The organism is Streptomyces spongiicola (assembly GCF_003122365.1).
In the GTDB taxonomy this organism is placed as follows: Bacteria; Actinomycetota; Actinomycetes; order Streptomycetales; family Streptomycetaceae; genus Streptomyces; species Streptomyces spongiicola.
Genome location: NZ_CP029254.1, coordinates 4,241,945 through 4,266,065 on the forward strand (window position 1 = coordinate 4,241,945; position 24,121 = coordinate 4,266,065).

Consider the following 24,121-nt stretch of genomic DNA (forward strand, 5'->3'; position numbering starts at 1 on the left):
GGTGTCGCCGCCGGGGCCGGAAGCCGGACACCGTCGGCGGCCGGGAAGCCCGGCGCCCTCGGCCGCCCGGATGCGGCGGTCCTGAAGCCACCGGGCCTGCTTTCACCCTGGCCGGGGTGGCGGGGGCGATCAGTAGGGGCCGTTCACGTTGTCGATGGACCCGTAGCGCTTGGCCGCGTAGTTGCACGCCGCGGTGATGTTTGCAATTGGGTCATAAATGTCCCACGAGGTGCCTTCCACGTGGTATGTCCGAAATGTAGGTTCAATTACCTGCATGAGCCCCTTGGATGGAATGCCCTTTTTTGCATTTGAATCCCAGAGGTTGATCGCATGGAGATCGCCGCTCGATTCGCGCATCAGGTTGCGGTGGATCCCGTGGTAGCTGCCGGGAATTCCCTTGGCCTTCATGACCATCAGCGAGTGCTTGATCCACCCGTCGATCCGCTGTGCGCTGGCGGGGGCCGCGGAGGCCTCGGCCGGAGCGACGGCCGAGGTCGCACCGGTCACGACGGTGGCCGCCGCAATGCCTGCCGCGAGGCGTCTGGCGATCTTGGCCGTCGTTCTGCGGGGGAGGGGGGAAAGCTGCATGGCGCCGCCCTTTCACATGAATCCTGAGGTTCTGATCCCATGTAAGGCGGTTAATCGGGAATGGGGATTTCCGCCGGGGTTCTCAGCATCCGAGTGGAGGCGGACGTCGGCAAGAGGCAATTCTGTGATTGGTGCCACAAGGTGAATAAATACGGGGTAAAGCGGGATGTGGTTCCCGTCACGTGGTAGTTCGGGCAGGGTGGTGCCGAGGGGCGCCGAGGGGCGCCGAGGGGTGCCGTGCGGGGTTGTCCGGCCGGGTGCACGGCGGTTCCCCCGCCGATTACGCCACCCATCACGCCACCGGAAGACGCCGGGAACGGGAATGCCGCCGGAGCGGGAACCGGTCGAACGCTATGCGGTAGCCGGTGCAACTCGTATGCCAGGGACTACCGGTGACGACGAGTCGGTGAAGCGCGGCCCCGCACGCCGGTGATCAGCCGGACGGGGCACAAGGCCGCCTCCGCCTCCCGTTCACCCGGGCCCGGCCCGGTGCCCCGCACCCGACCGCCCATGCCCGGACTCGCCTCAGCGCCGACCCGGGCGCCGGCCCAAGCCCGAGCACCCAGACCGTGCTCTGACCCGGGTGTGGCCCAGGCCCGGGGGGAGTCGTGCCCGCCGCGCCGTCCAGACCCCGCGTCCGGCCAGGCTGTCCAGGCCCCCCGTCCGGTCGCGCTGTCCAGACCTCGCGTCCCGCCACGTCGTCCAGACCTCGCGTCCGGCCGCGCCGTCCAGGCCCTCCGTCCGGCCGCGCCGTCCAGAGCCTTCAGTCCGGCCGCGCCGGGCACCGCCGCTTCTGCGGGAGTCCGGTACCGCCCCCGCGCCGGCTCAGTTGCCCGCGATCGCCTTCACCGCGACCGTGACGGGCACATTGCCGCTGATCACGTCCAGGACCAGCCCCGCCGTCGCCGAACTGTCCAGCAGTTCGGCCACCACCGCGGCCACGTCGTCCCGCGGGATCGTCCCCCGCCCGGTAGCGGCCTCCAGCCGGACGAGCCCGGTGCCGGCGTCGTTCGTCAGCATCCCGGGGCGCAGGATCGTCCAGTCCAGGGTCTCCCTGCCCTTCACGTAGGCGTCCGCCTCGCCCTTCATCCGCAGGTACTCGTCGAACACCTCGTCGCCCCGGTGCCGGGGATCGGCGCCCATGGACGACAGGACGACGTACCGCCGCACCCGGGCCCGTTCGGCCGCGTCGGCGAAGAGGACCGCGGCGTCCCGGTCCACCGTCTTCTTCCGCCCGGCACCGCTCCCGGCACCGGCGCCCGCCGCGAACACCGCCGCGTCCGCGCCCTGGAGCACCGCGGCGACCTCCTCCACCGAGGCGGACTCGAGGTCCAGCAGGCAGGGCTCCGCGCCGGCCTCCCGAAGGTCGTCGCCGTGCTCCGGTTTCCGGATGATGCCCACCGGCTCGTGCCCGCCCGCGGCGAGCAGCCGCTCCAGACGCATCGCGATCTGGCCATGTCCTCCAGCGATGACTATGCGCATGCTCCCGACCGTACGCCCGTCCGGTGCCCGGTGCGCGCGCCGGCCGGGGACCGGGATGCTGTTCTCGGCCACTCTCGGGGTTGCGCCCGCCCTCCGGCCCTTCGCCCACCGCCGCGGACTCGCGGACCACGGCATGCGCCGGGCCGCGGCCCGGCGCATGCCGGTAGGCACCGGAGGGGCCGACCGGTATCACCGGCTCCACCTCGGCGGCGGCGGCCCCTGCCGGTCCTGCCTGCCGCTTCCCCCGGCTCCCCGGCTCCCAGCTCCTCGGCTCCCGGCCCCCGGTGCGCGGCTCCCAGCTCCTCGGCCCTCGGCCCTCGGCTCCTCGGCTCCCGGCCCCCGGTGCGCGGTTCCCAGCTCCTCGGCCCTCGGCTCCCGGCTCCGCCTCGGCCGCCGTCTGCGCCCTCGCCCGCATCGGGCCCCGGCCGCGCCCTGTCTCCCGCTCCGCCGGCTCCTTTTCGGGCCACACCCCGTCCCGCGCCCGCGCCTCGAACGGCCTCTGCGCCCGGTCTCGGCCGCTCCCTCACGGCCTGGGATCGGGACGCCCCTGTCGCGGCAGCTCCAGCGCCACCGCCGCCGCCGAGTCGCAGTACTCCCGTACCGCGCTGGTCCGTGCCACCACGCGTCCCCGGTGGATCACGATTCGGCTGTACGCGAGTGACAGGACGCCCGCCAGCCGTTCGCCCCGGACCGCGAGGAGTTCCGCGGGGAAGCCCGCCTCCACCCGCACTTCCGGCAGGCCCATCGCCGCCCGCGCCGCCGCGCTGACGGCGTCGTACGCGTCCGGGACCCGCAGGCCGCCCTGCGAGGCGAGCAGAAAGGCCGCCTCCAGCGGGTCGCCCCGGCCGACCGGGTTCGCCACGTCGCGCATCGCCCCGCTGCCCGCGGCGACGGGGACTCCCGCCGCCCGCAGCAGCCGAACGGGAGCGACCCCGCGCAGTTCGGAGCCCGCGCAGCCGCCCTGCGGAAGGCAGACGACCGTGACACCGGCGGCCGCCAGCTGGTCCGCCGTCCGGGAGGCCACATCCGCGGGCAACCTGGCGAGACCGGCGCACGGGCCGATCGACACGCCGGGGCGCAGGCCCCCGGCCATGGCGGCGAGCCGGGCCAGTCGCGCCGGGTCGTCGCCGTCGGTGTGGAGGTCCACCGGGCAGCCGTGCTCCGCCGCGGCCTCCAGTACGGCCTCCGTGTAACCGGTCGGATCCGGATCGGCGTCCGGGCTGCCGCCCACCACGGAAGCGCCCGTCTTCAGCGAGTCCCGCAGCATCGCGAGGCCGTCCGCGCCGGCCACCCCGGTCAGCAGCCGGGGTACGGCGACGGTGGTCACCTCGGCGAGCCCGCGCAGCGCCCGCCTCGCCTCCAGCACGGCCTCCAGCGGCCCGAGTCCCTGCACATCGCCGATCCGCACGTGCGAGCGCAGCGCCGTCGCGCCGTGCCCGAGCTGGAGCAGCGCCGCCTCGGTGGCGCGCCGCTGCACGTCCTCGGTGGCGTACGACACCGGCCCCTCCGGCGCGAGCGCGGTGAGCGCGGTGTCGGCGTGGCCGTGCGGCTCGGCGGGGGCGGGCAGCAGCAGATACCCGCCCAGGTCCACGCGCGCCGAACGCGCCGTCGCCGCGGTGCTCAGGCTCCCGGCGGTGCCGACGGCCTCGATGCGTGCGCCGCTCAGCCGCACGTCGACCGTGCGTCCGTCGGTGAGCCGGGCGCCGCACAGCAGCAGCGTGGTGCTGTCCGCGGTGGCGCCGTCGGGCGGCTGCGCCTGGCTGTCGGGCATCGCGCTCCTGAGGGCGGGAGAGTGGCCTGCGGTCGGCCCGCGGGACGATCAAGATCACCCGGCGTGTGACAGACCTTAGGGGCGCCTCGACCCCGCATCGAGGAGGAGCGCAATAGTCGTACCGGTGTGACCACGAGTGGCGTACGGGACAGGCGTGGCGGCGGGTGGACCGGCGCCCGCCGAGCGGTACGGGTCTGCGGGCCCGCCGGGACGCGCCGGGACGTACCGGGGGGTGACGAAGGCGGCCAACGCGGCCTGTAAACGGATTTGGGCGATCGGCGACCGACCGTGTAATGTCTTCATCGCTCGCCCCAATAGCTCAGTCGGCAGAGCGTCTCCATGGTAAGGAGAAGGTCTACGGTTCGATTCCGTATTGGGGCTCTGGTGTTGGGTGATCCTCGCCTTCGGGCGAGGGGATCCGGCATCAAAGCGGTGTAGCTCAGTCGGTAGAGCAAGCGGCTCATAATCGCTGTGTCACCGGTTCAAGTCCGGTCACCGCTACACTCAGTAGCCGATTGTGGGGTCGGTCCTTCGATCGGCTACTCTTTTCTGCGTTCAATCCGTCCATCCGTCCAAGGAGCACTCACGTGGCTGCCACCGACGTCCGCCCGAAGATCACGCTGGCCTGCGTGGAGTGCAAGGAGCGGAACTACATCACCAAGAAGAACCGGCGCAACAACCCGGACCGTCTTGAGATGAAGAAGCACTGCCCGCGCTGCAACTCACACACCGCGCACCGCGAGACGCGCTGAATCAGGCTCGAATGCGAGGCCGTCCCCACCCGGGGGCGGCCTCGTGTCGTTTGTCCCGGGGTTACCGGCGAGTGTTCCGGTGCCACCGGCCAGTAAAGGGAAACCAGGAGGTAGCGAGTCCATGGCGCTCGACCAGTCCTTCGTCGGGCGGACCTATCCGCCCACCGCGCCGTACGAGGTCGGCCGGGAGAAGATCCGGGAGTTCGCGGAGGCGATCGGTGACGCCAACCCCGCGTACACGGACCCCGGGGCCGCCGGCCGCCTCGGCCACCCGGACGTGATCGCCCCGCCGACCTTCGTGTTCGCCATCACGTTCAAGGCGGCGGGAGAGGTCGTCGAGGACCCGCAGCTCGGCCTGGACTACAGCCGCGTGGTGCACGGCGACCAGAGGTTCGCCTACACCCGCCCGGTGCGGGCGGGGGACCGGCTGACGGTCACCTCCACGATCGAGGCGATCAAGTCGCTCGCGGGCAACGACATCCTGGACATCCGCGGCGAGGTGCACGACGAGGCCGGAGAGCACGTCGTCACCGCGTGGACCAAGCTGGTGGCGCGTGCCGCCGAGGAGGGCTGACCCCATGGCCGCGAAGTTCGCGTACGAGGACGTCGAAGTCGGCACCGAACTGCCGGTGCGGACCTTCCCGGTGACCCGGGCGGTGCTGGTGCGCTACGCGGGCGCCTCCGGGGACTTCAACCCGATCCACTGGAACGAGAGGTTCGCCAGGGAGGTCGGTCTGCCCGACGTGATCGCGCACGGCATGTTCACGATGGCCGAGGCGGCGCGGGTGGTGACCGACTGGGTGGGCGACCCGGGTGCGGTGGTCGAGTACGGGGTCCGCTTCACCAAGCCGGTGGTCGTGCCGGACGACGGCGAGGGCGCGGTCATCGAGGTCGGCGGCAAGGTCGCGGCCAGGCTGGGCGGCAACCTGGTGCGCGTCGACCTGACGGCGGTCTCGGCGGGCCAGAAAGTGCTCGGTATGTCCCGGGCGGTCGTCCGACTCGCCTGAGGCCGCGTGCCTGGCCGGGCCGCGTGCCCGGGGTGTGTCCGGTCCGTCCGGGGCCGGATACCTGTCCGGGGCCGGGTGCCGGGCCGTGGTCTGCCGGATCGAGGCCGGCTGCCCCGGATGCCGTGCGGTCCGCCCGGGGCCGGGTGCCCGAGCATGGCCGGTGCGTGCGGTGTGCGCGGTGCGTGCGGGGCCGCGTATCCCGGTAGGTACCCGGCCGCGAAGGTGCCCGGTCCGTCACCGGCCCCCGTTCCGTCCCGTCCCTCCGTACCGGGCCTGTCCCGCCCCCTCGTCCCGCCCCCTGTTCCCGCTCCGAGGTCACCGCTCCGGGGTCACCGCTTCAGGGTCACCGAGAACCCCGTGGCCCCGGACAGGTTCCCGGCCCCGGACACGTACCGGACCCCCGGAAGGGACGCCTCCCGGCGGGTATGTGCCCCGTCGCGCCGGGCCGGTCCGCACCGAGACCGCCCCCGGGGATTCCGGCCGCCCCCCCGGGGTTCCGGCCGCCCCGGGGCGGCGACCGGCCGGACCGTACCCTTGTCCCCGTGCTGGAACTCCATGACGCGCCCCTCGCCCCGCTGACCACCTTCCGTCTGGGTGGTCCGGCCACCCGTCTCGTCACGGCCACCACCGACGACGAGGTGATCGCCACCGTCCGGGAGGCGGACGCGGCCGGGACTCCGCTGCTGGTGATCGGCGGCGGCAGCAACCTGGTGATCGGGGACAAGGGGTTCGACGGGACCGCCCTGCGCGTCGCCACCACCGGCTTCCGGCTGGAGGGCGGGGAGCTGGAACTCGCCGCGGGCGAGGTGTGGACCGATGCCGTGGCCCGCACCGTCGAGGCCGGACTCGCCGGAGTGGAGTGCCTGTCCGGCATTCCCGGCTCGGCCGGTGCCACCCCGATCCAGAACGTCGGGGCGTACGGTCAGGAGGTCTCCAGCACCATCAGCGAGGTCGTCGCCTACGACCGGCGCACCGGCCGGACGGTCACCGTGCCGAACGCCGACTGCGGTTTCACCTACCGCCACAGCCGCTTCAAGGCCTCTCCCGACCGCTATGTGGTGCTGCGCGTCCGGTTCCGGCTGGAGGACGCGGGGGGCCTGTCCGCTCCCGTCGGGTACGCCGAGACCGCGCGGGCCCTCGGTGTCGAGGCCGGCGACCGGGTGCCGCTGGCCGCGGCGCGCGAGACGGTCCTGAAGCTGCGTGCCGGCAAGGGCATGGTCCTCGATCCGGACGACCACGACACCTGGTCGGCCGGCTCCTTCTTCACCAACCCGATCCTGTCGGCGGCCGAGTACGAGGCCTTCCTCGGCCGGGTGCGGGACCGGCTCGGCGAGGACGTCCGCCCGCCCGCCTACCCGGCCGGCGACGGGCACACCAAGACCTCCGCCGCCTGGCTCATCGACAGGGCCGGCTTCACCAAGGGCTACGGCGGCGGTCCCGCCCGGATCTCCACCAAGCACACCCTGGCCCTCACCAACCGCGGCGAGGCCACCACCGAGGACCTCCTCGCCCTCGCTCGCGAGGTGGTCGCCGGGGTCCGCGACGCATTCGGGGTCACGCTCGTCAACGAGCCCGTGACGGTCGGCGTCAGCCTCTGAGGGCGTTCGGTGCGGGTGCCGGGTGCCGGGTGCCGCGCGCGGCGCGTCCCGCCGCGACGGGACGCCGTCAGTCCTTCAGCCACTCGTCGATTCCGCCCAGCAGGGCGTCGCGCACATGCCCGGGAGCCGCCGAGGCCCGGACCGACTGGCGGGCGAGTTCGGCCAGCTCCTCGTCGGTGAAGCCGTGATGGCGCCGGGCGATCTCGTACTGGGCCGCCAGCCGCGACCCGAAGAGCAGCGGGTCGTCCGCGCCCAGCGCCATGGGCACGCCCGCGTCCCACAGTGTCCGCAGGGGTACGTCCTGCGGCTTCTCGTACACCCCCAGGGCCACGTTCGACGCCGGGCAGACCTCGCAGGTCACCCCGCGCTCCGCGAGCCTGCGCAGCAGCCTCGGGTCCTCTGCCGCGCGCACACCGTGGCCGATCCGGGAGGCGTCCAGATCGTCGAGGCAGTCGCGCACCGACGACGGTCCGGCCAGTTCGCCGCCGTGCGGGGCCGCCAGCAGACCGCCGTCGCGGGCGATCGTGAACGCGCGGTCGAAGTCCCGTGCCATGCCCCGGCGCTCGTCGTTGGAGAGCCCGAAACCGACCACCCCGCGGTCGGAGTAGCGCACGGCCAGCCGCGCCAGCGTGCGGGCGTCCAGCGGATGCTTCATCCGGTTCGCGGCGACCACGACGCGCATCCCCAGCCCGGTCGCCCGCACCGCCTCGTCCACGGAGTCGAGGATGGTCTCCAGCGCGGGGATCAGCCCGCCCAGCATCGGGGCGTACGAGGTGGGGTCGACCTGGATCTCCAGCCAGCCCGAGCCGTCCCGCACGTCTTCCTCGGCCGTCTCCCGCACCAGCCTCCGGATGTCCTCCGGCTCCCGCAGACAGGACCGCGCGATGTCGTAGAGCCGCTGGAAGCGGAACCAGCCCCGCTCGTCCGTCGCCCGGAGCTTCGGCGGCTCCCCGCCGGTCAGCGCGTCGGGGAGGTGCACACCGTACTTGTCGGCGAGTTCGAGCAGGGTGCCGGGCCGCATCGACCCGGTGAAGTGCAGATGCAGATGGGCCTTGGGCAGCAGGCTGAGGTCGCGTACTCGCTCCATTGAAGGATCTTGCCGCAGACACCGGGCATCCGGCAGCCCCTTTCCCCGATCGGGTCCTTGCCCGAACGAAAGAACGCGTCCGGCGGGGGACGGCCCCCGGGCCGGAGCGCCTCGGGCCGGAGTGCCTCGGGACTACGGGAGGGAACCGGCCGAGGGCGTCGCCCGCGCCGGCAGCACTCCGGGTCATGGCATCGGTCCGTGACGTCCCGGACGATGGCATCGGTCCGTGACGTCCCGGGAAGTGGCGCCCGTGCCGTGGACGCCCCGGCCCGTGGCCGTGGGCCGCGGATCCCCGGGACCCCGTCCCCCGAGAGCGCGCCCCGGAACGCCCCCGTTCCCCGGCCCCGGGACCCGGGAACACGCCCGGGCGCGCGCCCCCGGACGGCGAACGGGCCCCGGCCGGGCGGAAACGGAACCTCAGTCCCGGGCCTCCGCAAGGAGCTTCTGCATGCGCGAGACGCCTTCGACCAGGTCCTCGTCGCCCAGTGCGTACGACAGCCGCAGATAGCCCGGCGTGCCGAAGGCCTCACCGGGGACGACCGCGACCTCGACCTCCTCCAGGATCAGCGCCGCGAGCTCCACCGAGGTCCGCGGCCGCTGCCCGCGGATCTCCTTGCCCAGCAGGTCCCTGACCGACGGGTACACGTAGAAGGCGCCCTCGGGCTCCGGGCAGAGCACGCCGTCGATCTCGTTGAGCATCCGCACGATGGTCCCCCGGCGGCGGTCGAACGCCTCACGCATCCGCGCGACCGCTTCCAGATCGCCGGAGACGGCGGCCAGCGCGGCGACCTGGGCCACGTTCGACACATTGGAGGTGGCGTGCGACTGCAGGTTGGTCGCGGCCTTGACGACGTCCTTCGGGCCGATGATCCACCCGACCCGCCAGCCGGTCATCGCGTACGTCTTCGCCACGCCGTTGACCACGATGCACTTGTCGCGCAGCTCGGGCACCAGTGCCGGTACGGAGGTGAACGACGCGTCGCCGTAGACCAGGTGCTCGTAGATCTCGTCCGTCAGCACCCACAGACCGTGCTCAAGGGCCCAGCGGGCGATCGCCTCGGTGTCGGCCCGGCTGTAGACCGCGCCGGTCGGGTTGGAGGGGGAGACGAACAGGACGACCTTCGTCCGCTCAGTGCGGGCCGCCTCCAACTGCTCCACGGAGACCCGGTAGCCGGTGGTCTCGTCGGTGACCACCTCCACCGGGACACCGCCGGCCAGCCGGATCGACTCGGGGTACGTCGTCCAGTACGGCGCCGGGACGATGACCTCGTCGCCCGGGTCCAGGATCGCCGCGAAGGCCTCGTAGATCGCCTGCTTGCCGCCGTTGGTCACCAGCACCTGCGCCGGGTCGACCTCGTAGCCCGAGTCGCGGAGGGTCTTCTCCGCGATCGCCTTCTTCAGCTCCGGCAGGCCGCCGGCCGGGGTGTAGCGGTGGTACTTCGGGTTCTTGCAGGCCTCGATCGCGGCCTCGACGATGTAGTCCGGGGTCGGGAAGTCCGGCTCGCCCGCGCCGAAACCGATCACCGGACGGCCGGCGGCCTTGAGGGCCTTGGCCTTGGCGTCGACGGCGAGGGTCGCGGACTCGGAGATCGCGCCGATGCGGGCGGAGACCCGGCGCTCGGTGGGAGGAGTAGCAGCGCTCATACGGCCATGGTCCCAGAACGCCGAGCGCCCGGGCACAGGGGTTTCACCGGCCGGACGGCTGCCGAAGGTGATCGCGCGGTGGCCGAACGGGTCCGGACGGAACGCGGACAGGAACCGCCCGGAAGCTATCTGTTCGACGCACGGCCCCCGACCACGTACACTCACTGGTCGTTGGCCCTCACCGACCACCGCCGCGGATGCGGTAGGTTTGGGGGGAACCACATAGGGTCGTAGCTCAATTGGTAGAGCACTGGTCTCCAAAACCAGCGGTTGGGGGTTCAAGTCCCTCCGGCCCTGCTACACACACCTTCGCCAGGATGTGTGCGCATGTACGTACTTCGATGCATCGCCGTGCGGCTCGACCGGGCGCGGCACGGCCACGACCCGGAATCAGGTGAGAGACGTGACGGACGCCGTGGGCTCCATCGACATGCCTGATGCCGAGGACGAGGCGCCCGACTCACGCAAGAAGTCCCGTAAGGGCGGCAAGCGTGGGAAGAAAGGCCCCCTGGGCCGCCTCGCGCTGTTCTACCGGCAGATCGTCGCCGAGCTGCGCAAGGTCGTCTGGCCCACCCGCAACCAGCTGACGACGTACACGACCGTGGTGATCATCTTCGTCGTCATCATGATCGGTCTTGTGACCGTGATGGACTATGGCTTCCAGGCAGCCGTCAAGTACGTCTTCGGCTGATCCCGCGGAGGGCGCCCGACCGGCGCCTTTTCCGCATGTTCCACCCCATCTGTATCCAGGAAGAAGCAGCCACCGTGTCTGACCCGAACCTGAACGACGCCGTTGAGCCGCGCGAGAGCCTCGAGTCCACTGAGGACGCGCTCGACATCGTCGAGGCGGCGGACTCCGTCGACCCGGACCAGGCGGAAGCTGCTGACGCCGCTGCGGGCGAGCCCGCCGAGCAGGCCGCGATCCACGTGGAACCCGACGCCGAAGCAGTGGCGGAGACCGACGGGGCCGCGGCGGCCTCCGAGCGGTCCGGCGAGCAGTCCGTCGAGGAGGCCGAGCCGGAGGCTCCGGCCGATCCCGTCGCCGCGCTCCGCGAGGAGCTGCGCGGGCTGCCCGGCGAGTGGTACGTGATCCACACCTACGCCGGCTACGAGAAGCGGGTGAAGGCCAACCTGGAGCAGCGTGCCGTCTCGCTGAACGTCGAGGACTTCATCTATCAGGCGGAGGTGCCCGAGGAGGAGATCGTCCAGATCAAGAACGGCGAGCGCAAGAACGTCCGGCAGAACAAGCTGCCCGGCTATGTGCTCGTCCGGATGGATCTGACGAACGAGTCCTGGGGTGTCGTCCGCAACACGCCCGGTGTCACCGGTTTCGTCGGCAACGCGTACGACCCGTACCCGCTGACCCTGGACGAGATCGTCAAGATGCTCGCCCCGGAGGCGGAGGAGAAGGCGGCTCGCGAGGCGGCCGAGGCCGAGGGCAAGCCGGCGCCCGCCCGCAAGGTCGAGGTCCAGGTGCTGGACTTCGAGGTCGGCGACTCGGTCACCGTGACCGACGGTCCCTTCGCCACCCTGCAGGCCACGATCAACGAGATCAACCCGGACTCGAAGAAGGTCAAGGGCCTCGTCGAGATCTTCGGCCGCGAGACGCCGGTCGAGCTGAGCTTCGACCAGATCCAGAAGAACTAGGCGTTCCAGCCTACGAAAGAGCCCCTGACCAGCGGTTTCCCGTTGGGCGGGGGCTTTCTCGCGTGCTGGGGGCCGTCACCGGGCCGTGGCCTGCCCGGACCAGGCCGGGGGCCGTGTCGGATGTCCTCCGGCGTGGTGGCCCGTCCCCGGCGGCAGGTCCCGTCCGCACCGTGTGCGGGACGTCCCGCCGCAGCCGGCCGCTGGGACCGGCTGCCGGGCGGGAAGGGCCCCGACGTGATACGCGAGTCGACCGGCGGCCGCCGGGCTGCGGTCCCCGGGCCGTCGGCGGCGTCCCGGGCCGTGACCGGGTGCCTCGAGGGCGGTCGGCGCCGACCGCGCCGGAGGTGCTGCCGGCCCGGCGTCCCGACGGCCCCGCCGGTGCGGTGGGGTGCGGTGGGGGCGCCGGCGGTGCGCGCGGGGCGGAGAGTGCCGAGTGCCCTGGGCGGGACGGCCCTCCCGGTCGGGTCCGCCCGGCCCGGAACGGCCTCCCGGCCGTTCTGACCTGCTCGGTTTTTGGCCCCGCGGTAGTACCCGCTATCGTGGTGCGGTATGCCTCCATCCGGATGATCGGGTGGATGTCATGCCGTTACAGCACACTCTCAACTGGACCCGGAGAGAGCAATGCCTCCCAAGAAGAAGAAGGTCACGGGGCTTATCAAGCTCCAGATCCAGGCCGGCGCCGCCAACCCGGCTCCGCCGGTCGGCCCCGCGCTGGGTCAGCACGGCGTCAACATCATGGAGTTCTGCAAGGCCTACAACGCCGCGACCGAGTCGCAGCGTGGCATGGTCGTGCCGGTGGAGATCACGGTCTACGAGGACCGCTCCTTCACCTTCGTCACCAAGACTCCGCCGGCCGCCAAGCTGATCCTGAAGGCCGCGGGCGTGGACAAGGGCTCCGGCGAGCCGCACAAGACCAAGGTCGCCAAGCTGACGCGCGACCAGGTCCGCGAGATCGCCACCACCAAGATGCCCGACCTGAACGCCAACGACCTGGACGCCGCCGAGAAGATCATCGCCGGCACCGCCCGTTCCATGGGCGTCACGGTCGAGGGCTGATCGACTCCCCCGAGACCTCAGTGGCAGGGCCAGGCGCTGGCCCGGACCACGAACTCCACGCCTGAGAAACCACAGGAGAAGAAGTGAAGCGCAGCAAGGCTCTCCGCAACGCGGACGCCAAGGTCGACCGGGAGCGCAACTACGCCCCGCTCGAGGCCGTCCGTCTTGCGAAGGACACCGCCGGCACCAAGTTCGACGGCACCGTCGAGGTCGCCTTCCGCCTGGGCGTCGACCCGCGCAAGGCAGACCAGATGGTCCGTGGCACCGTGAACCTTCCGCACGGCACCGGCAAGACCGCCCGGGTCCTGGTCTTCGCGACCGGTGACCGTGCTGCGGCCGCGGAGGCCGCGGGCGCCGACATCGTCGGCTCCGACGAACTGATCGACGAGGTCTCGAAGGGCCGTCTGGACTTCGACGCCGTCGTCGCCACCCCGGACCTCATGGGCAAGGTCGGCCGCCTCGGCCGCGTGCTCGGTCCGCGTGGTCTGATGCCGAACCCCAAGACCGGCACCGTGACCATGGACGTCGCCAAGGCCGTCACCGAGATCAAGGGCGGCAAGATCGAGTTCCGTGTCGACAAGCACGCGAACCTGCACTTCATCATCGGCAAGGTCTCCTTCGACGAGACCAGGCTGGTGGAGAACTACGCCGCGGCGCTGGAGGAGATCCTCCGGCTGAAGCCGTCGGCCGCGAAGGGCCGTTACATCAAGAAGGCGACCCTGACCACCACCATGGGTCCCGGCATCCCGCTGGACTCCAACCGCACCCGCAACCTCCTCGTCGAGGAGGACCCGGCCGCGGTCTGAGCCCGGCGGCTCGCACGCGGCGGGACCTGCCCCCGCACCCCCTCTCGCCGAGGGGGTGCGGGGGCTTGTTTATCGGTGCGCCGATGTCGGCGGGGTGCGTTACGGTTTCAACCGACTTCACTGACGCAACAGGACAGAAGACCGGGGTGGGGATTTCATGAGCATGTCGACGTGGAAGCGCGCGGGCGTCTCCCTGACGGCCGTGGCCGTCGTCATGGGCGCCGCGGGCTGCCAGGACGGTGGCGGGGACGGGAAGAAGGCCGCAGGTTCGCCGCAGTCCGCCGCCCAGTCGCAGGGCGAGATCGCCGAGGCGATCCAGGCCGCCTACAAGAAGACGTCGGACGCCAAGTCCGCCAAGGTCCGTATGACCGTGACCATGCCGGCCGGCCTGGAGGGCGGCGGCACCATGGAGATGTCCGGTGTGCAGGGGTGGGACCCTGTGGTGATGGACGTCACCGCCAAGGGCTCGATGCTCGCCGAGGGCGACCCCGACGCGCCGTCGCAGGTGCGCATGGTGATGGTGGACGACGCCATGTACATGGAGCTGGGCGCCAAGCAGGCCGCCGAGTTGGACGGCAAGCGCTGGATGAAGCTGGACCTCACGGCCGCGGCCGAGGCGAGCGGCGACAAGACACTCCAGAAGCAGATGACCGGCAGCCTGGAGAACATGAACCAGGACCCGGCCCGGCAGCTCGCCCTGCTGCTCGGCTCGCCCAAGATCAAGCACCTCGGTGCGGAGAAGGTCGACGGCGTCGAGGCGCAGCACTACAAGGGCACGCTGACCTTGGAGGAGATGCTCGACGCCAACAAGTCCTTCGACGTGCTCTCCGCGGAGGAGCGCAAGGAGCTGGTCGACGGCGTCGAGAAGGCCGGCATCAAGGGCTACGACACCGAGGTCTGGGTCAACGAGGACCAGTACCCGGTCAAGATGGTCGTGGGCATCAAGATGCCGCAGGGCACGATGAACATGACCGCGAGCTACTCCGACTACGGTGCCGCGGCCACCGTCCAGGCGCCGCCGGCGAAGGACACCTTCGATCTGTTCGAGATGCTCAAGCAGTTGGAGGGCGCCGGTGCGGAGGGTGCCGCCGGTCTGGGCGGCTGAGCGGCCCCTGCACCCCTGGCCGTGACCGCCGGCGGTTCCCGTCGGCGGCGGCCGCGACCGGGGCCCCCACCGGTCCGGACGCCCGATTTGCTTGGCGCCGATCCGTTCGCGTAGTCTTCCCCGGAAGCCAAAGACCGCTGGTCGTTGCCGTGCCCGTCAGGGTGTCGGCGGCCGAAGGATCCGCTAGCTGCGGACGACCCGCGCAGGTGACTGTGGATGAGGCTCCCGGACGTCCGTCCGGTGGAGCCACGCCCCGTGCGCCTGCGCCGGGGCGTTTCGTTTTGCCCAGTCTCCTTCCTTCAGCCCATGCGGTCCGAATCACCCGGAAGGAGGCCGAGGCTCATGGCGAGGCCCGACAAGTCCGCCGCGGTCGCCGAGCTGACGGACAAGTTCCGCAGCTCGAACGCCGCCGTGCTGACCGAGTACCGCGGTCTCACCGTGGCGCAGCTGAAGCAGCTGCGCCGTTCGCTCGGTGAGAACGCCCAGTACGCCGTGGTGAAGAACACGCTGACCAAGATTGCGGCCAATGAGGCCGGGATCACCTCGCTCGACGACCAGTTCGCTGGTCCGACGGCGGTCGCCTTCATCACCGGTGACCCGGTGGAGTCGGCGAAGGGTCTTCGTGACTTCGCCAAGGACAACCCGAACCTCATCATCAAGGGCGGTGTCCTTGACGGCAAGGCGCTGTCCGCCGATGAGATCAAGAAGCTTGCGGACCTCGAGTCCCGCGAGGTTCTGCTCGCCAAGCTGGCGGGCGCCATGAAGGGCAAGCAGTCCCAGGCTGCCGCGCTCTTCCAGGCGCTTCCGTCGAAGCTCGTCCGCACCGTGGACGCGCTTCGCGCCAAGCAGGCCGAGCAGGGCGGTGCCGAGTAATTCGGCTCGCGCATTGATCCACGCCGCCCGGCGCGGGTCGTAGCGGGCCGTACGCCCGCCGTTATGTACATCCCGGCACCAGCCGAATGAGTGGAAGGACCGCCATCATGGCGAAGCTGTCTCAGGAAGACCTGCTCGCGCAGTTCGAGGAGATGACCCTCATCGAGCTCTCCGAGTTCGTGAAGGCGTTCGAGGAGAAGTTCGACGTCACCGCCGCCGCCCCGGTCGCCGTGGCCGCCGCCGGCGTCCCGGGTGCCCCGGCCGCCGAGGCCGCCGAGGAGCAGGACGAGTTCGACGTCGTCCTCACCGGCGCCGGCGACAAGAAGATCCAGGTCATCAAGGTCGTCCGTGAGCTGACCTCGCTGGGCCTGAAGGAGGCCAAGGACCTCGTCGACGGCGCCCCGAAGCCGGTCCTGGAGAAGGTCACCAAGGAGGCCGCGGAGAAGGCCGCCGAGTCCCTCAAGGGCGCCGGTGCGGCCGTCGAGGTCAAGTGACCTCGGGAGTCCGCTGACTCCTGCGCTGTAACGCGCACGCGCCGAAGGGCGATCATCCATTCGGGTGGTCGCCCTTCGGCGTTGTCGCAGCGTCGGGCGGGCGCCTTGCGCTGTCCGTCGCGGGGAGTAAGGTGATCTTCGCCGTGCGCACGGGTGACGATCCCCGCAGTCAGGATTGGGCTGGGGGGCCTTGACGAACCGCACGCAGCGCGCAATTCTCAGGACGCGTCGTCACAACGGTCCAAGTTCGAGGCATGGATCGGCGGTCGAACGGGCAGTATCGGTGTGCGCCTCCCGGCGCGCGGCATACCGCGGAGTTGAGAACAACGAGGGTCTCGGTAAACCCGCCCTGGACATCAGTGGGCCAAGTGGCTACACTGACCCTTTGCGCTGCCTGTTAGCTGCCCCCTGCCCGTCACCAGGGGCATCCCCTCGCACGAGCATCGTTGACCGGAATAGCCCTGACCTGGGATTTCTGTCTTTGTGCCCGGCTTGGGACCGGTACGCGCGTAGTGAGTCCGAGCCCTCGGAAGGACCCCCTCTTGGCCGCCTCGCGCAACGCCTCGACCGCGAATACGAACAACGGCGCAAGCACCGCCCCGCTGCGCATCTCCTTTGCAAAGATCAAGGAGCCCCTCGAGGTTCCGAACCTCCTCGCGCTGCAGACCGAGAGCTTTGACTGGCTGCTCGGCAACGCCGCGTGGAAGGCTCGTGTCGAGGCGGCTCTGGAGTCCGGACAGGACGTCCCCACCAAGTCCGGTCTGGAGGAGATCTTCGAGGAGATCTCCCCGATCGAGGACTTCTCCGGGTCGATGTCGCTGACGTTCCGCGACCACCGCTTCGAGCCCCCGAAGAACTCGATCGACGAGTGCAAGGAGCGCGACTTCACGTACGCCGCCCCGCTCTTCGTCACGGCCGAGTTCACCAACAACGAGACCGGCGAGATCAAGTCCCAGACCGTCTTCATGGGCGACTTCCCGCTCATGACGAACAAGGGCACCTTCGTCATCAACGGCACCGAGCGTGTCGTGGTGTCGCAGCTGGTCCGCTCGCCGGGCGTCTACTTCGACTCCTCCATCGACAAGACGTCCGACAAGGACATCTTCTCCGCCAAGATCATCCCGTCCCGGGGTGCCTGGCTGGAGATGGAGATCGACAAGCGCGACATGGTCGGTGTGCGCATCGACCGCAAGCGCAAGCAGTCCGTCACCGTCCTGCTCAAGGCGCTCGGCTGGACCACCGAGCAGATCCTGGAGGAGTTCGGCGAGTACGAGTCGATGCGCGCCACCCTGGAGAAGGACCACACCCAGGGCCAGGACGACGCGCTCCTCGACATCTACCGCAAGCTGCGCCCGGGCGAGCCCCCGACGCGTGAGGCCGCGCAGACGCTGCTCGAGAACCTCTACTTCAACCCGAAGCGCTACGACCTGGCCAAGGTCGGCCGCTACAAGGTCAACAAGAAGCTCGGCGCCGACGAGCCGCTGGACGCCGGCGTGCTCACCACCGACGACGTCATCGCGACCATCAAGTACCTGGTCAAGCTGCACGCCGGGGAGACCGAGACGGTCGGCGAGAGCGGTACCCAGATCGTCGTCGAGACCGACGACATCGACCACTTCGGCAACCGCCGTCTGCGCAACGTCGGCGAGCTGATCCAGAACCAGGTCCGCACGGGTCTCGCCCGTATGGAGCGCGTCGTGCGCGAGCGCATGACCACCCAGGACGTCGAGGCGATCACGCCGCAGACCCTGATCAACATCCGGCCGGTCGTCGCCTCCATCAAGGAGTTCTTCGGCACCAGCCAGCTGTCGCAGTTCATGGACCAGAACAACCCGCTGTCGGGCCTGACCCACAAGCGCCGCCTGTCGGCGCTGGGCCCCGGCGGTCTGTCCCGTGAGCGGGCCGGCTTCGAGGTCCGCGACGTGCACCCGTCCCACTACGGACGGATGTGCCCGATCGAGACCCCCGAGGGCCCGAACATCGGTCTGATCGGTTCGCTCGCCACCTACGGCCGGGTGAACGCGTTCGGCTTCGTCGAGACCCCGTACCGCAAGGTCGAGGGCGGCCAGGTCACCGACCAGGTGGACTACCTGACCGCCGACGAGGAGGACCGCTTCGTCATCGCGCAGGCCAACGCCGCGCTCGGCGACGACCTGCGCTTCGCCGAGGCCCGCGTGCTCGTCCGCCGCCGCGGCGGCGAGGTCGACTACGTGTCGCCCGAGGACGTGGACTACATGGACGTCTCGCCGCGCCAGATGGTGTCGGTGGCGACCGCCATGATCCCGTTCCTCGAGCACGACGACGCCAACCGCGCCCTGATGGGCGCGAACATGATGCGCCAGGCCGTTCCGCTGATCAAGGCGGAGGCGCCGCTCGTCGGCACCGGTATGGAGTACCGCTGCGCCACCGACGCCGGCGACGTCATCAAGGCCGAGAAGGACGGTGTGATCCAGGAGGTCTCGGCCGACTACGTCACCGTCGCCAACGACGACGGCACGTACACCACCTACCGCGTCGCGAAGTTCTCCCGCTCCAACCAGGGCACCTCGGTGAACCAGAAGGTCATCGTCTCCGAGGGCGACCGGGTCATCGAGGGCCAGGTCCTCGCCGACGGTCCGGCCACCGAGAACGGCGAGATGGCGCTCGGCAAGAACCTGCTCGTCGCGTTCATGCCGTGGGAGGGCCACAACTACGAGGACGCGATCATCCTGTCGCAGCGCCTCGTGCAGGACGACGTCCTCTCCTCGATCCACATCGAGGAGCACGAGGTCGACGCCCGCGACACCAAGCTCGGCCCGGAGGAGATCACCCGGGACATCCCGAACGTCTCCGAGGAGGTCCTCGCCGACCTCGACGAGCGCGGCATCATCCGCATCGGTGCCGAGGTCGTCGCCGGCGACATCCTGGTCGGCAAGGTCACCCCCAAGGGCGAGACCGAGCTGACCCCGGAGGAGCGGCTGCTGCGCGCGATCTTCGGTGAGAAGGCCCGCGAGGTCCGCGACACCTCGCTGAAGGTGCCGCACGGCGAGACCGGCAAGGTCATCGGCGTCCGCGTCTTCGACCGCGAGGAGGGCGACGAGCTGCCCCCCGGTGTGAACCAGCTGGTGCGCGTGTACGTCGCGCAGAAGCGCAAGATCACCGACGGTGACAAGCTCGCCGGCCGCCACGGCAACAAGGGCGTCATCTCCAAGATCCTGCCGATCGAGGACATGCCGTTCCTGGAGGACGGCACCCCGGTCGACATCATCCTCAACCCGCTCGGCGTCCCCTCCCGGATGAACCCGGGACAGGTCCTGGAGATCCACCTCGGCTGGCTCGCCAGCCAGGGCTGGGACGTCTCCGGCCTCGCCGACGAGTGGGCCCAGCGCCTCCAGGCGATCGGTGCCGACCAGGTCGACCCCCGCACCAACGTCGCCACCCCCGTCTTCGACGGCGCCCGCGAGGACGAACTGGCGGGTCTGCTGGAGCACACGATCCCGAACCGCGACGGCGACCGCATGGTCCTCCCGTCCGGCAAGGCGCGCCTGTTCGACGGCCGCTCCGGCGAGCCGTTCCCGGACCCGATCTCGGTCGGGTACATGTACATCCTCAAGCTGCACCACCTGGTCGACGACAAGCTGCACGCCCGGTCGACCGGTCCGTACTCGATGATCACCCAGCAGCCGCTGGGTGGTAAGGCTCAGTTCGGTGGCCAGCGGTTCGGCGAGATGGAGGTGTGGGCGCTCGAGGCGTACGGCGCCGCCTACGCCCTCCAGGAGCTGCTGACCATCAAGTCCGACGACGTCACCGGCCGCGTGAAGGTCTACGAGGCCATCGTCAAGGGCGAGAACATCCCCGAGCCCGGCATCCCCGAGTCCTTCAAGGTGCTCATCAAGGAGATGCAGTCCCTGTGCCTCAACGTGGAGGTGCTGTCCTCGGACGGCATGTCCATCGAGATGCGCGACACCGACGAGGACGTCTTCCGCGCCGCGGAGGAGCTCGGCATCGACCTGTCCCGGCGCGAGCCGAGCAGCGTCGAAGAGGTCTGACGGGCCTGGCCGGGGCTCCCGACGGGAGCCCCGGCCGTCCCCGGACCCTCCCCCTACGCCCTGTGGGCGTGGAGGGACCCCCCATCAGACCATTGATTGAGACACGACCCTGAGAGGGATTGACGCATAGTGCTCGACGTCAACTTCTTCGACGAGCTGCGGATCGGCCTGGCCACCGCTGACGACATCCGTCAGTGGTCCCACGGCGAGGTCAAGAAGCCGGAGACCATCAACTACCGCACGCTCAAGCCCGAGAAGGACGGACTCTTCTGCGAGAAGATCTTCGGCCCTACCCGGGACTGGGAGTGCTACTGCGGCAAGTACAAGCGCGTCCGCTTCAAGGGCATCATCTGTGAGCGCTGTGGCGTCGAGGTCACCCGCGCCAAGGTGCGCCGCGAGCGGATGGGCCATATCGAGCTGGCCGCTCCCGTGACCCACATCTGGTACTTCAAGGGCGTTCCGTCGCGGCTGGGCTACCTGCTCGACCTCGCCCCGAAGGACCTGGAGAAGGTCATCTACTTCGCCGCGTACATGATCACGTACGTGGACGAGGAGCGCCGCACCCGCGACCTGCCCTCGCTGGAGGCCCATGTCTCCGTCGAGCGCCAGCAGATCGAGAACCGCCGCGACGCCGACCTGGAGGCCCGCGCCAAGAAGCTCGAGGCCGACCTGGCCGAGCTGGAGGCCGAGGGCGCCAAGGCCGACGTGCGCCGCAAGGTGCGCGAGGGCGCCGAGCGCGAGATGAAGCAGCTGCGCGACCGCGCCCAGCGCGAGATCGACCGCCTCGACGAGGTGTGGAACCGCTTCAAGAACCTCAAGGTCCAGGACCTCGAGGGCGACGAGCTGCTCTACCGCGAGCTGCGCGACCGCTTCGGCACGTACTTCGACGGCTCGATGGGCGCCGCGGCGCTGCAGAAGCGCCTGGAGTCCTTCGACCTGGACGAGGAGGCCGAGCGCCTCCGCGAGATCATCCGCACCGGCAAGGGCCAGAAGAAGACCCGTGCGCTCAAGCGCCTCAAGGTCGTCTCCGCCTTCCTGCAGACCAGCAACAGCCCCAAGGGCATGGTGCTGGACTGCGTCCCGGTGATCCCGCCGGACCTGCGCCCGATGGTCCAGCTGGACGGTGGCCGCTTCGCGACCTCCGACCTGAACGACCTGTACCGCCGTGTGATCAACCGCAACAACCGCCTGAAGCGCCTGCTCGACCTCGGTGCCCCCGAGATCATCGTGAACAACGAGAAGCGGATGCTCCAGGAGGCCGTCGACGCCCTGTTCGACAACGGCCGCCGCGGCCGCCCGGTCACCGGCCCCGGCAACCGCCCGCTGAAGTCCCTCAGCGACATGCTGAAGGGCAAGCAGGGCCGGTTCCGCCAGAACCTGCTCGGCAAGCGGGTGGACTACTCGGCGCGTTCCGTCATCGTCGTCGGCCCGCAGCTGAAGCTGCACCAGTGCGGTCTGCCCAAGGCCATGGCCCTGGAGCTCTTCAAGCCGTTCGTGATGAAGCGCCTGGTGGACCTGAACCACGCGCAGAACATCAAGTCGGCCAAGCGCATGGTCGAGCGCGGCCGCACCGTCGTGTACGACGTCCTCGAAGAGGTCATCGCCGAGCACCCGGTGCTGCTGAACCGTGCGCCCACGCTGCACCGCCTCGGCATCCAGGCCTTCGAGCCGCAGCTGGTCGAGGGCAAGGCCATCCAGATCCACCCGCTCGTCTGCACCGCGTTCAACGCGGACTTCGACGGCGACCAGATGGCCGTGCACCTGCCGCTGTCCGCGGAGGCGCAGGCCGAGGCCCGCATCCTGATGCTGTCCTCGAACAACATCCTCAAGCCGGCCGACGGCCGTCCGGTCACCATGCCGACCCAGGACATGGTTCTCGGCCTCTTCTTCCTCACCACGGACGAGGAGGAGCGCGAGGTGCGCGGCGAGGGCCGCGCGTTCAACTCCACCGCCGAGGCGATCATGGCGTTCGACGCCCGGGAGCTCTCGCTCCAGGCGAAGATCGACATCCGCTTCCCGATCGGCACCGTCCCGCCGCGCGGCTGGACCCCGCCGGCGGACGAGGAGGGGCACGAGGGCATCGGCCCCTGGCAGCAGGGCGACAGCTTCCGCCTCACCACCACCCTGGGCCGCGCGCTCTTCAACGAGCTGCTGCCCGAGGACTACCCGTTCGTCGACTACACCGTCGGCAAGAAGCAGCTCTCCGAGATCGTCAACGACCTCGCCGAGCGCTACCCGAAGGTCATCGTGGCGGCGACGCTCGACAACCTGAAGGCGGCCGGCTTCTACTGGGCGACCCGCTCCGGCGTCACCGTCGCCATCTCGGACGTCGTCGTCCCCGAGGCGAAGAAGGACATCGTCGCGGGCTACGAGGCGCAGGACGAGAAGGTCCAGAAGCAGTACGAGCGCGGTCTGATCACCAAGGACGAGCGCACCCAGGAGCTCATCGCGATCTGGACCAAGGCGACCAACGAGGTCGCCGAGGCGATGAACGACAACTTCCCGAAGACCAACCCCATCTTCATGATGGTCAACTCGGGTGCGCGCGGAAACATGATGCAGATGCGCCAGATCGCCGGTATGCGCGGTCTGGTGTCGAACGCCAAGAACGAGACGATCCCCCGTCCCATCAAGGCGTCCTTCCGCGAGGGCCTGTCCGTGCTGGAGTACTTCATCTCCACCCACGGCGCCCGAAAGGGTCTCGCCGACACCGCCCTGCGTACGGCCGACTCGGGTTACCTGACCCGTCGTCTGGTCGACGTCTCGCAGGACGTCATCATCCGCGAGGAGGACTGCGGCACCGACCGCGGTCTGAAGCTGCGGATCGCCGAGCGGGGCGCCGACGGTGTCCTGCGCAAGGCGGACGACGTCGAGACGTCGGTGTACGCGCGGATGCTCGCCGAGGACGTCGTCGTGGACGGCAAGGTCATCGCGCCGGCCAACGTCGACCTCGGTGACGTGCTGATCGACGCGCTCGTGGGCGCGGGCGTCGAGGAGGTCAAGACCCGCTCGGTCCTGACCTGCGAGTCCGCCGTCGGCACCTGCGCGTTCTGCTACGGCCGTTCGCTCGCCACCGGCAAGCTGGTCGACATCGGCGAGGCGGTCGGCATCATCGCCGCCCAGTCCATCGGCGAGCCCGGCACCCAGCTGACGATGCGTACCTTCCACACCGGTGGTGTGGCCGGTGACGACATCACCCAGGGTCTGCCGCGTGTCGTCGAGCTCTTCGAGGCCCGTACCCCGAAGGGTGTCGCCCCGATCTCCGAGGTCGCCGGCATCGTCCGGGTCGAGGAGACCGAGAAGACCAAGAAGATCGTCATCACTCCGGACGACGGCAGCGACGAGGCGGCGTACCCGATCTCCAAGCGCGCCAAGCTCCTGGTGCGGGACGGCGACCACGTCGTGGTGGGGCAGAAGCTCACCTTCGGTGCCACCAACCCGCACGACGTGCTGCGGATCCTCGGCCAGCGCGCCGTCCAGGTCCACCTGGTCGGCGAGGTGCAGAAGGTCTACAACTCGCAGGGCGTGTCGATCCACGACAAGCACATCGAGATCATCATCCGGCAGATGCTGCGCCGTGTGACGATCATCGAGTCCGGTGACGCGGAGCTGCTGCCGGGCGAGCTGGTGGAGCGCTCGAAGTTCGAGCACGAGAACCGCCGCGTGGTCCAGGAAGGCGGCCACCCGGCCTCCGGCCGTCCGCAGCTGATGGGTATCACCAAGGCCTCGCTGGCGACCGAGTCGTGGCTGTCGGCGGCGTCCTTCCAGGAGACGACCAGGGTCCTCACCGACGCGGCGATCAACGCCAAGTCGGACTCCCTGATCGGCCTCAAGGAGAACGTCATCATCGGTAAGCTCATCCCGGCCGGTACGGGCCTCGCCCGCTACCGCAACATCCGGGTCGAGCCGACCGAGGAGGCCAAGGCCGCGATGTACTCGGCCGTCGGCTACGACGACATCGACTACTCGCCGTTCGGCACCGGCTCCGGCCAGGCCGTTCCGCTGGAGGACTACGACTACGGTCCGTACAACCAGTAAGGCGCACGTCTGACGCCAAGGGCGGCCACCCTCCGGGGTGGCCGCCCTTCGGCGTGCGGTGTGCGGTGTGCGGTGGGCGCGGTGGCGATGGCGGTGGCGGTGGGGGAGGAACGAGGGGAGGAGGGAACGAGGGGAGGAGGGAACG

18 protein-coding genes and 3 tRNA genes are annotated in these 24,121 nt (G+C 70.1%); 16 read left to right on the plus strand and 5 right to left on the minus strand.

The window, feature by feature from the left end; genetic code table 11:
• Positions 1-129: 129 nt before the first annotated feature.
• From DDQ41_RS18715 to DDQ41_RS18725, 3 genes are all read right to left on the minus strand, one after another.
• Positions 130-588 carry a transglycosylase SLT domain-containing protein gene (locus DDQ41_RS18715; RefSeq protein ID WP_109295522.1) on the minus strand — a complete coding sequence of 153 codons (459 nt, stop codon included), beginning with the start codon at positions 586-588 and terminating at the stop codon, positions 130-132.
• Positions 589-1,413: 825 nt separating this feature from the next.
• A complete protein-coding gene (locus tag DDQ41_RS18720) occupies positions 1,414-2,070 on the minus strand; it encodes an SDR family oxidoreductase (RefSeq protein WP_109297817.1) in 657 nt (218 codons plus the stop codon).
• A gap of 523 nt (positions 2,071-2,593) precedes the next feature.
• Positions 2,594-3,841 (minus strand): amidohydrolase family protein, encoded by a 1,248-nt coding sequence (locus tag DDQ41_RS18725; protein WP_109295523.1) that lies wholly within the window; start codon positions 3,839-3,841, stop codon positions 2,594-2,596.
• Between the two features lie 308 nt (positions 3,842-4,149).
• On the opposite strand from DDQ41_RS18725, the gene DDQ41_RS18730 reads away from it, so the two are divergent.
• From DDQ41_RS18730 to DDQ41_RS18755, 6 genes are all read left to right on the plus strand, one after another.
• Positions 4,150-4,222, plus strand: a tRNA-Thr gene (locus DDQ41_RS18730).
• 47 nt (positions 4,223-4,269) lie between these two features.
• Positions 4,270-4,342, plus strand: a tRNA-Met gene (locus tag DDQ41_RS18735).
• Between the two features lie 86 nt (positions 4,343-4,428).
• A complete protein-coding gene (gene rpmG / locus DDQ41_RS18740; protein ID WP_003956487.1) occupies positions 4,429-4,593 on the plus strand; it encodes a 50S ribosomal protein L33 in 165 nt (54 codons plus the stop codon).
• A gap of 121 nt (positions 4,594-4,714) precedes the next feature.
• A complete protein-coding gene (locus tag DDQ41_RS18745; RefSeq protein ID WP_109295524.1) occupies positions 4,715-5,167 on the plus strand; it encodes a MaoC family dehydratase N-terminal domain-containing protein in 453 nt (150 codons plus the stop codon).
• A 4-nt stretch (positions 5,168-5,171) separates the two neighbouring features.
• Positions 5,172-5,600: a MaoC family dehydratase gene (locus DDQ41_RS18750; protein ID WP_109295525.1), complete on the plus strand. Its 429-nt coding sequence runs from the start codon at positions 5,172-5,174 to the stop codon at positions 5,598-5,600.
• Positions 5,601-6,142: 542 nt separating this feature from the next.
• Positions 6,143-7,198, plus strand: a complete 1,056-nt coding sequence (locus DDQ41_RS18755) for a UDP-N-acetylmuramate dehydrogenase (protein WP_109295526.1) — start codon at positions 6,143-6,145, stop codon at positions 7,196-7,198.
• A 67-nt stretch (positions 7,199-7,265) separates the two neighbouring features.
• Here DDQ41_RS18755 and DDQ41_RS18760 read toward each other — a convergent pair whose 3' ends face one another.
• Both DDQ41_RS18760 and DDQ41_RS18765 read right to left on the minus strand, forming a co-directional pair.
• A complete protein-coding gene (locus tag DDQ41_RS18760) occupies positions 7,266-8,285 on the minus strand; it encodes an adenosine deaminase (RefSeq protein WP_109295527.1) in 1,020 nt (339 codons plus the stop codon).
• Between the two features lie 417 nt (positions 8,286-8,702).
• Complete coding sequence (locus tag DDQ41_RS18765; protein WP_109295528.1) at positions 8,703-9,929, minus strand: pyridoxal phosphate-dependent aminotransferase; 1,227 nt, start codon at positions 9,927-9,929, stop codon at positions 8,703-8,705.
• Between the two features lie 224 nt (positions 9,930-10,153).
• On the opposite strand from DDQ41_RS18765, the gene DDQ41_RS18770 reads away from it, so the two are divergent.
• The 10 genes from DDQ41_RS18770 (at position 10,154) to DDQ41_RS18820 (ending at position 23,976) form a co-directional block, all read left to right on the plus strand.
• Positions 10,154-10,226, plus strand: a tRNA-Trp gene (locus tag DDQ41_RS18770).
• Between the two features lie 106 nt (positions 10,227-10,332).
• Positions 10,333-10,620 carry a preprotein translocase subunit SecE gene (secE, locus tag DDQ41_RS18775; protein ID WP_109295529.1) on the plus strand — a complete coding sequence of 96 codons (288 nt, stop codon included), beginning with the start codon at positions 10,333-10,335 and terminating at the stop codon, positions 10,618-10,620.
• 74 nt (positions 10,621-10,694) lie between these two features.
• Entirely contained in the window at positions 10,695-11,576 is an 882-nt protein-coding gene (nusG, locus tag DDQ41_RS18780) for a transcription termination/antitermination protein NusG (RefSeq protein WP_109297818.1), read from the plus strand.
• 621 nt (positions 11,577-12,197) lie between these two features.
• On the plus strand, positions 12,198-12,632 hold the full coding sequence (gene rplK, locus DDQ41_RS18785; protein ID WP_109295530.1) for a 50S ribosomal protein L11: 435 nt from the start codon (positions 12,198-12,200) through the stop codon (positions 12,630-12,632).
• Positions 12,633-12,715: 83 nt separating this feature from the next.
• The gene (gene rplA, locus DDQ41_RS18790; RefSeq protein ID WP_109295531.1) at positions 12,716-13,438 is read left to right on the plus strand and encodes a 50S ribosomal protein L1; all 723 of its coding nucleotides are present in this window, start codon (positions 12,716-12,718) and stop codon (positions 13,436-13,438) included.
• 163 nt (positions 13,439-13,601) lie between these two features.
• Positions 13,602-14,543 carry a LolA-like protein gene (locus DDQ41_RS18795; protein ID WP_109295532.1) on the plus strand — a complete coding sequence of 314 codons (942 nt, stop codon included), beginning with the start codon at positions 13,602-13,604 and terminating at the stop codon, positions 14,541-14,543.
• Between the two features lie 342 nt (positions 14,544-14,885).
• Positions 14,886-15,416 carry a 50S ribosomal protein L10 gene (rplJ, locus tag DDQ41_RS18800; RefSeq protein WP_017949675.1) on the plus strand — a complete coding sequence of 177 codons (531 nt, stop codon included), beginning with the start codon at positions 14,886-14,888 and terminating at the stop codon, positions 15,414-15,416.
• Positions 15,417-15,523: 107 nt separating this feature from the next.
• A complete protein-coding gene (gene rplL / locus DDQ41_RS18805) occupies positions 15,524-15,910 on the plus strand; it encodes a 50S ribosomal protein L7/L12 (protein ID WP_109295533.1) in 387 nt (128 codons plus the stop codon).
• A gap of 542 nt (positions 15,911-16,452) precedes the next feature.
• Positions 16,453-19,938, plus strand: coding sequence for a DNA-directed RNA polymerase subunit beta (rpoB, locus tag DDQ41_RS18815; RefSeq protein ID WP_109295534.1), 3,486 nt, complete (start codon positions 16,453-16,455; stop codon positions 19,936-19,938).
• Positions 19,939-20,067: 129 nt separating this feature from the next.
• Positions 20,068-23,976, plus strand: a complete 3,909-nt coding sequence (locus DDQ41_RS18820) for a DNA-directed RNA polymerase subunit beta' (protein ID WP_109295535.1) — start codon at positions 20,068-20,070, stop codon at positions 23,974-23,976.
• Positions 23,977-24,121: the final 145 nt, after the last annotated feature.

What these genes read in the sequence shown, in the direction of transcription:
- rplK (WP_109295530.1), top strand. Translation starts at nt 12,198, where the DNA reads ATGCCTCCCAAGAAGAAGAAGGTCACGGGGCTTATCAAGCTCCAGATC.
- DDQ41_RS18795 (WP_109295532.1), top strand. Translation starts at nt 13,602, where the DNA reads ATGTCGACGTGGAAGCGCGCGGGCGTCTCCCTGACGGCCGTGGCCGTC.
- DDQ41_RS18760 (WP_109295527.1), bottom strand. Translation starts at nt 8,285, where the DNA reads ATGGAGCGAGTACGCGACCTCAGCCTGCTGCCCAAGGCCCATCTGCAT.
- rplJ (WP_017949675.1), top strand. Translation starts at nt 14,886, where the DNA reads ATGGCGAGGCCCGACAAGTCCGCCGCGGTCGCCGAGCTGACGGACAAG.
- DDQ41_RS18750 (WP_109295525.1), top strand. Translation starts at nt 5,172, where the DNA reads ATGGCCGCGAAGTTCGCGTACGAGGACGTCGAAGTCGGCACCGAACTG.
- DDQ41_RS18725 (WP_109295523.1), bottom strand. Translation starts at nt 3,841, where the DNA reads ATGCCCGACAGCCAGGCGCAGCCGCCCGACGGCGCCACCGCGGACAGC.
- DDQ41_RS18765 (WP_109295528.1), bottom strand. Translation starts at nt 9,929, where the DNA reads ATGAGCGCTGCTACTCCTCCCACCGAGCGCCGGGTCTCCGCCCGCATC.
- DDQ41_RS18745 (WP_109295524.1), top strand. Translation starts at nt 4,715, where the DNA reads ATGGCGCTCGACCAGTCCTTCGTCGGGCGGACCTATCCGCCCACCGCG.
- rplL (WP_109295533.1), top strand. Translation starts at nt 15,524, where the DNA reads ATGGCGAAGCTGTCTCAGGAAGACCTGCTCGCGCAGTTCGAGGAGATG.
- DDQ41_RS18715 (WP_109295522.1), bottom strand. Translation starts at nt 588, where the DNA reads ATGCAGCTTTCCCCCCTCCCCCGCAGAACGACGGCCAAGATCGCCAGA.
- DDQ41_RS18720 (WP_109297817.1), bottom strand. Translation starts at nt 2,070, where the DNA reads ATGCGCATAGTCATCGCTGGAGGACATGGCCAGATCGCGATGCGTCTG.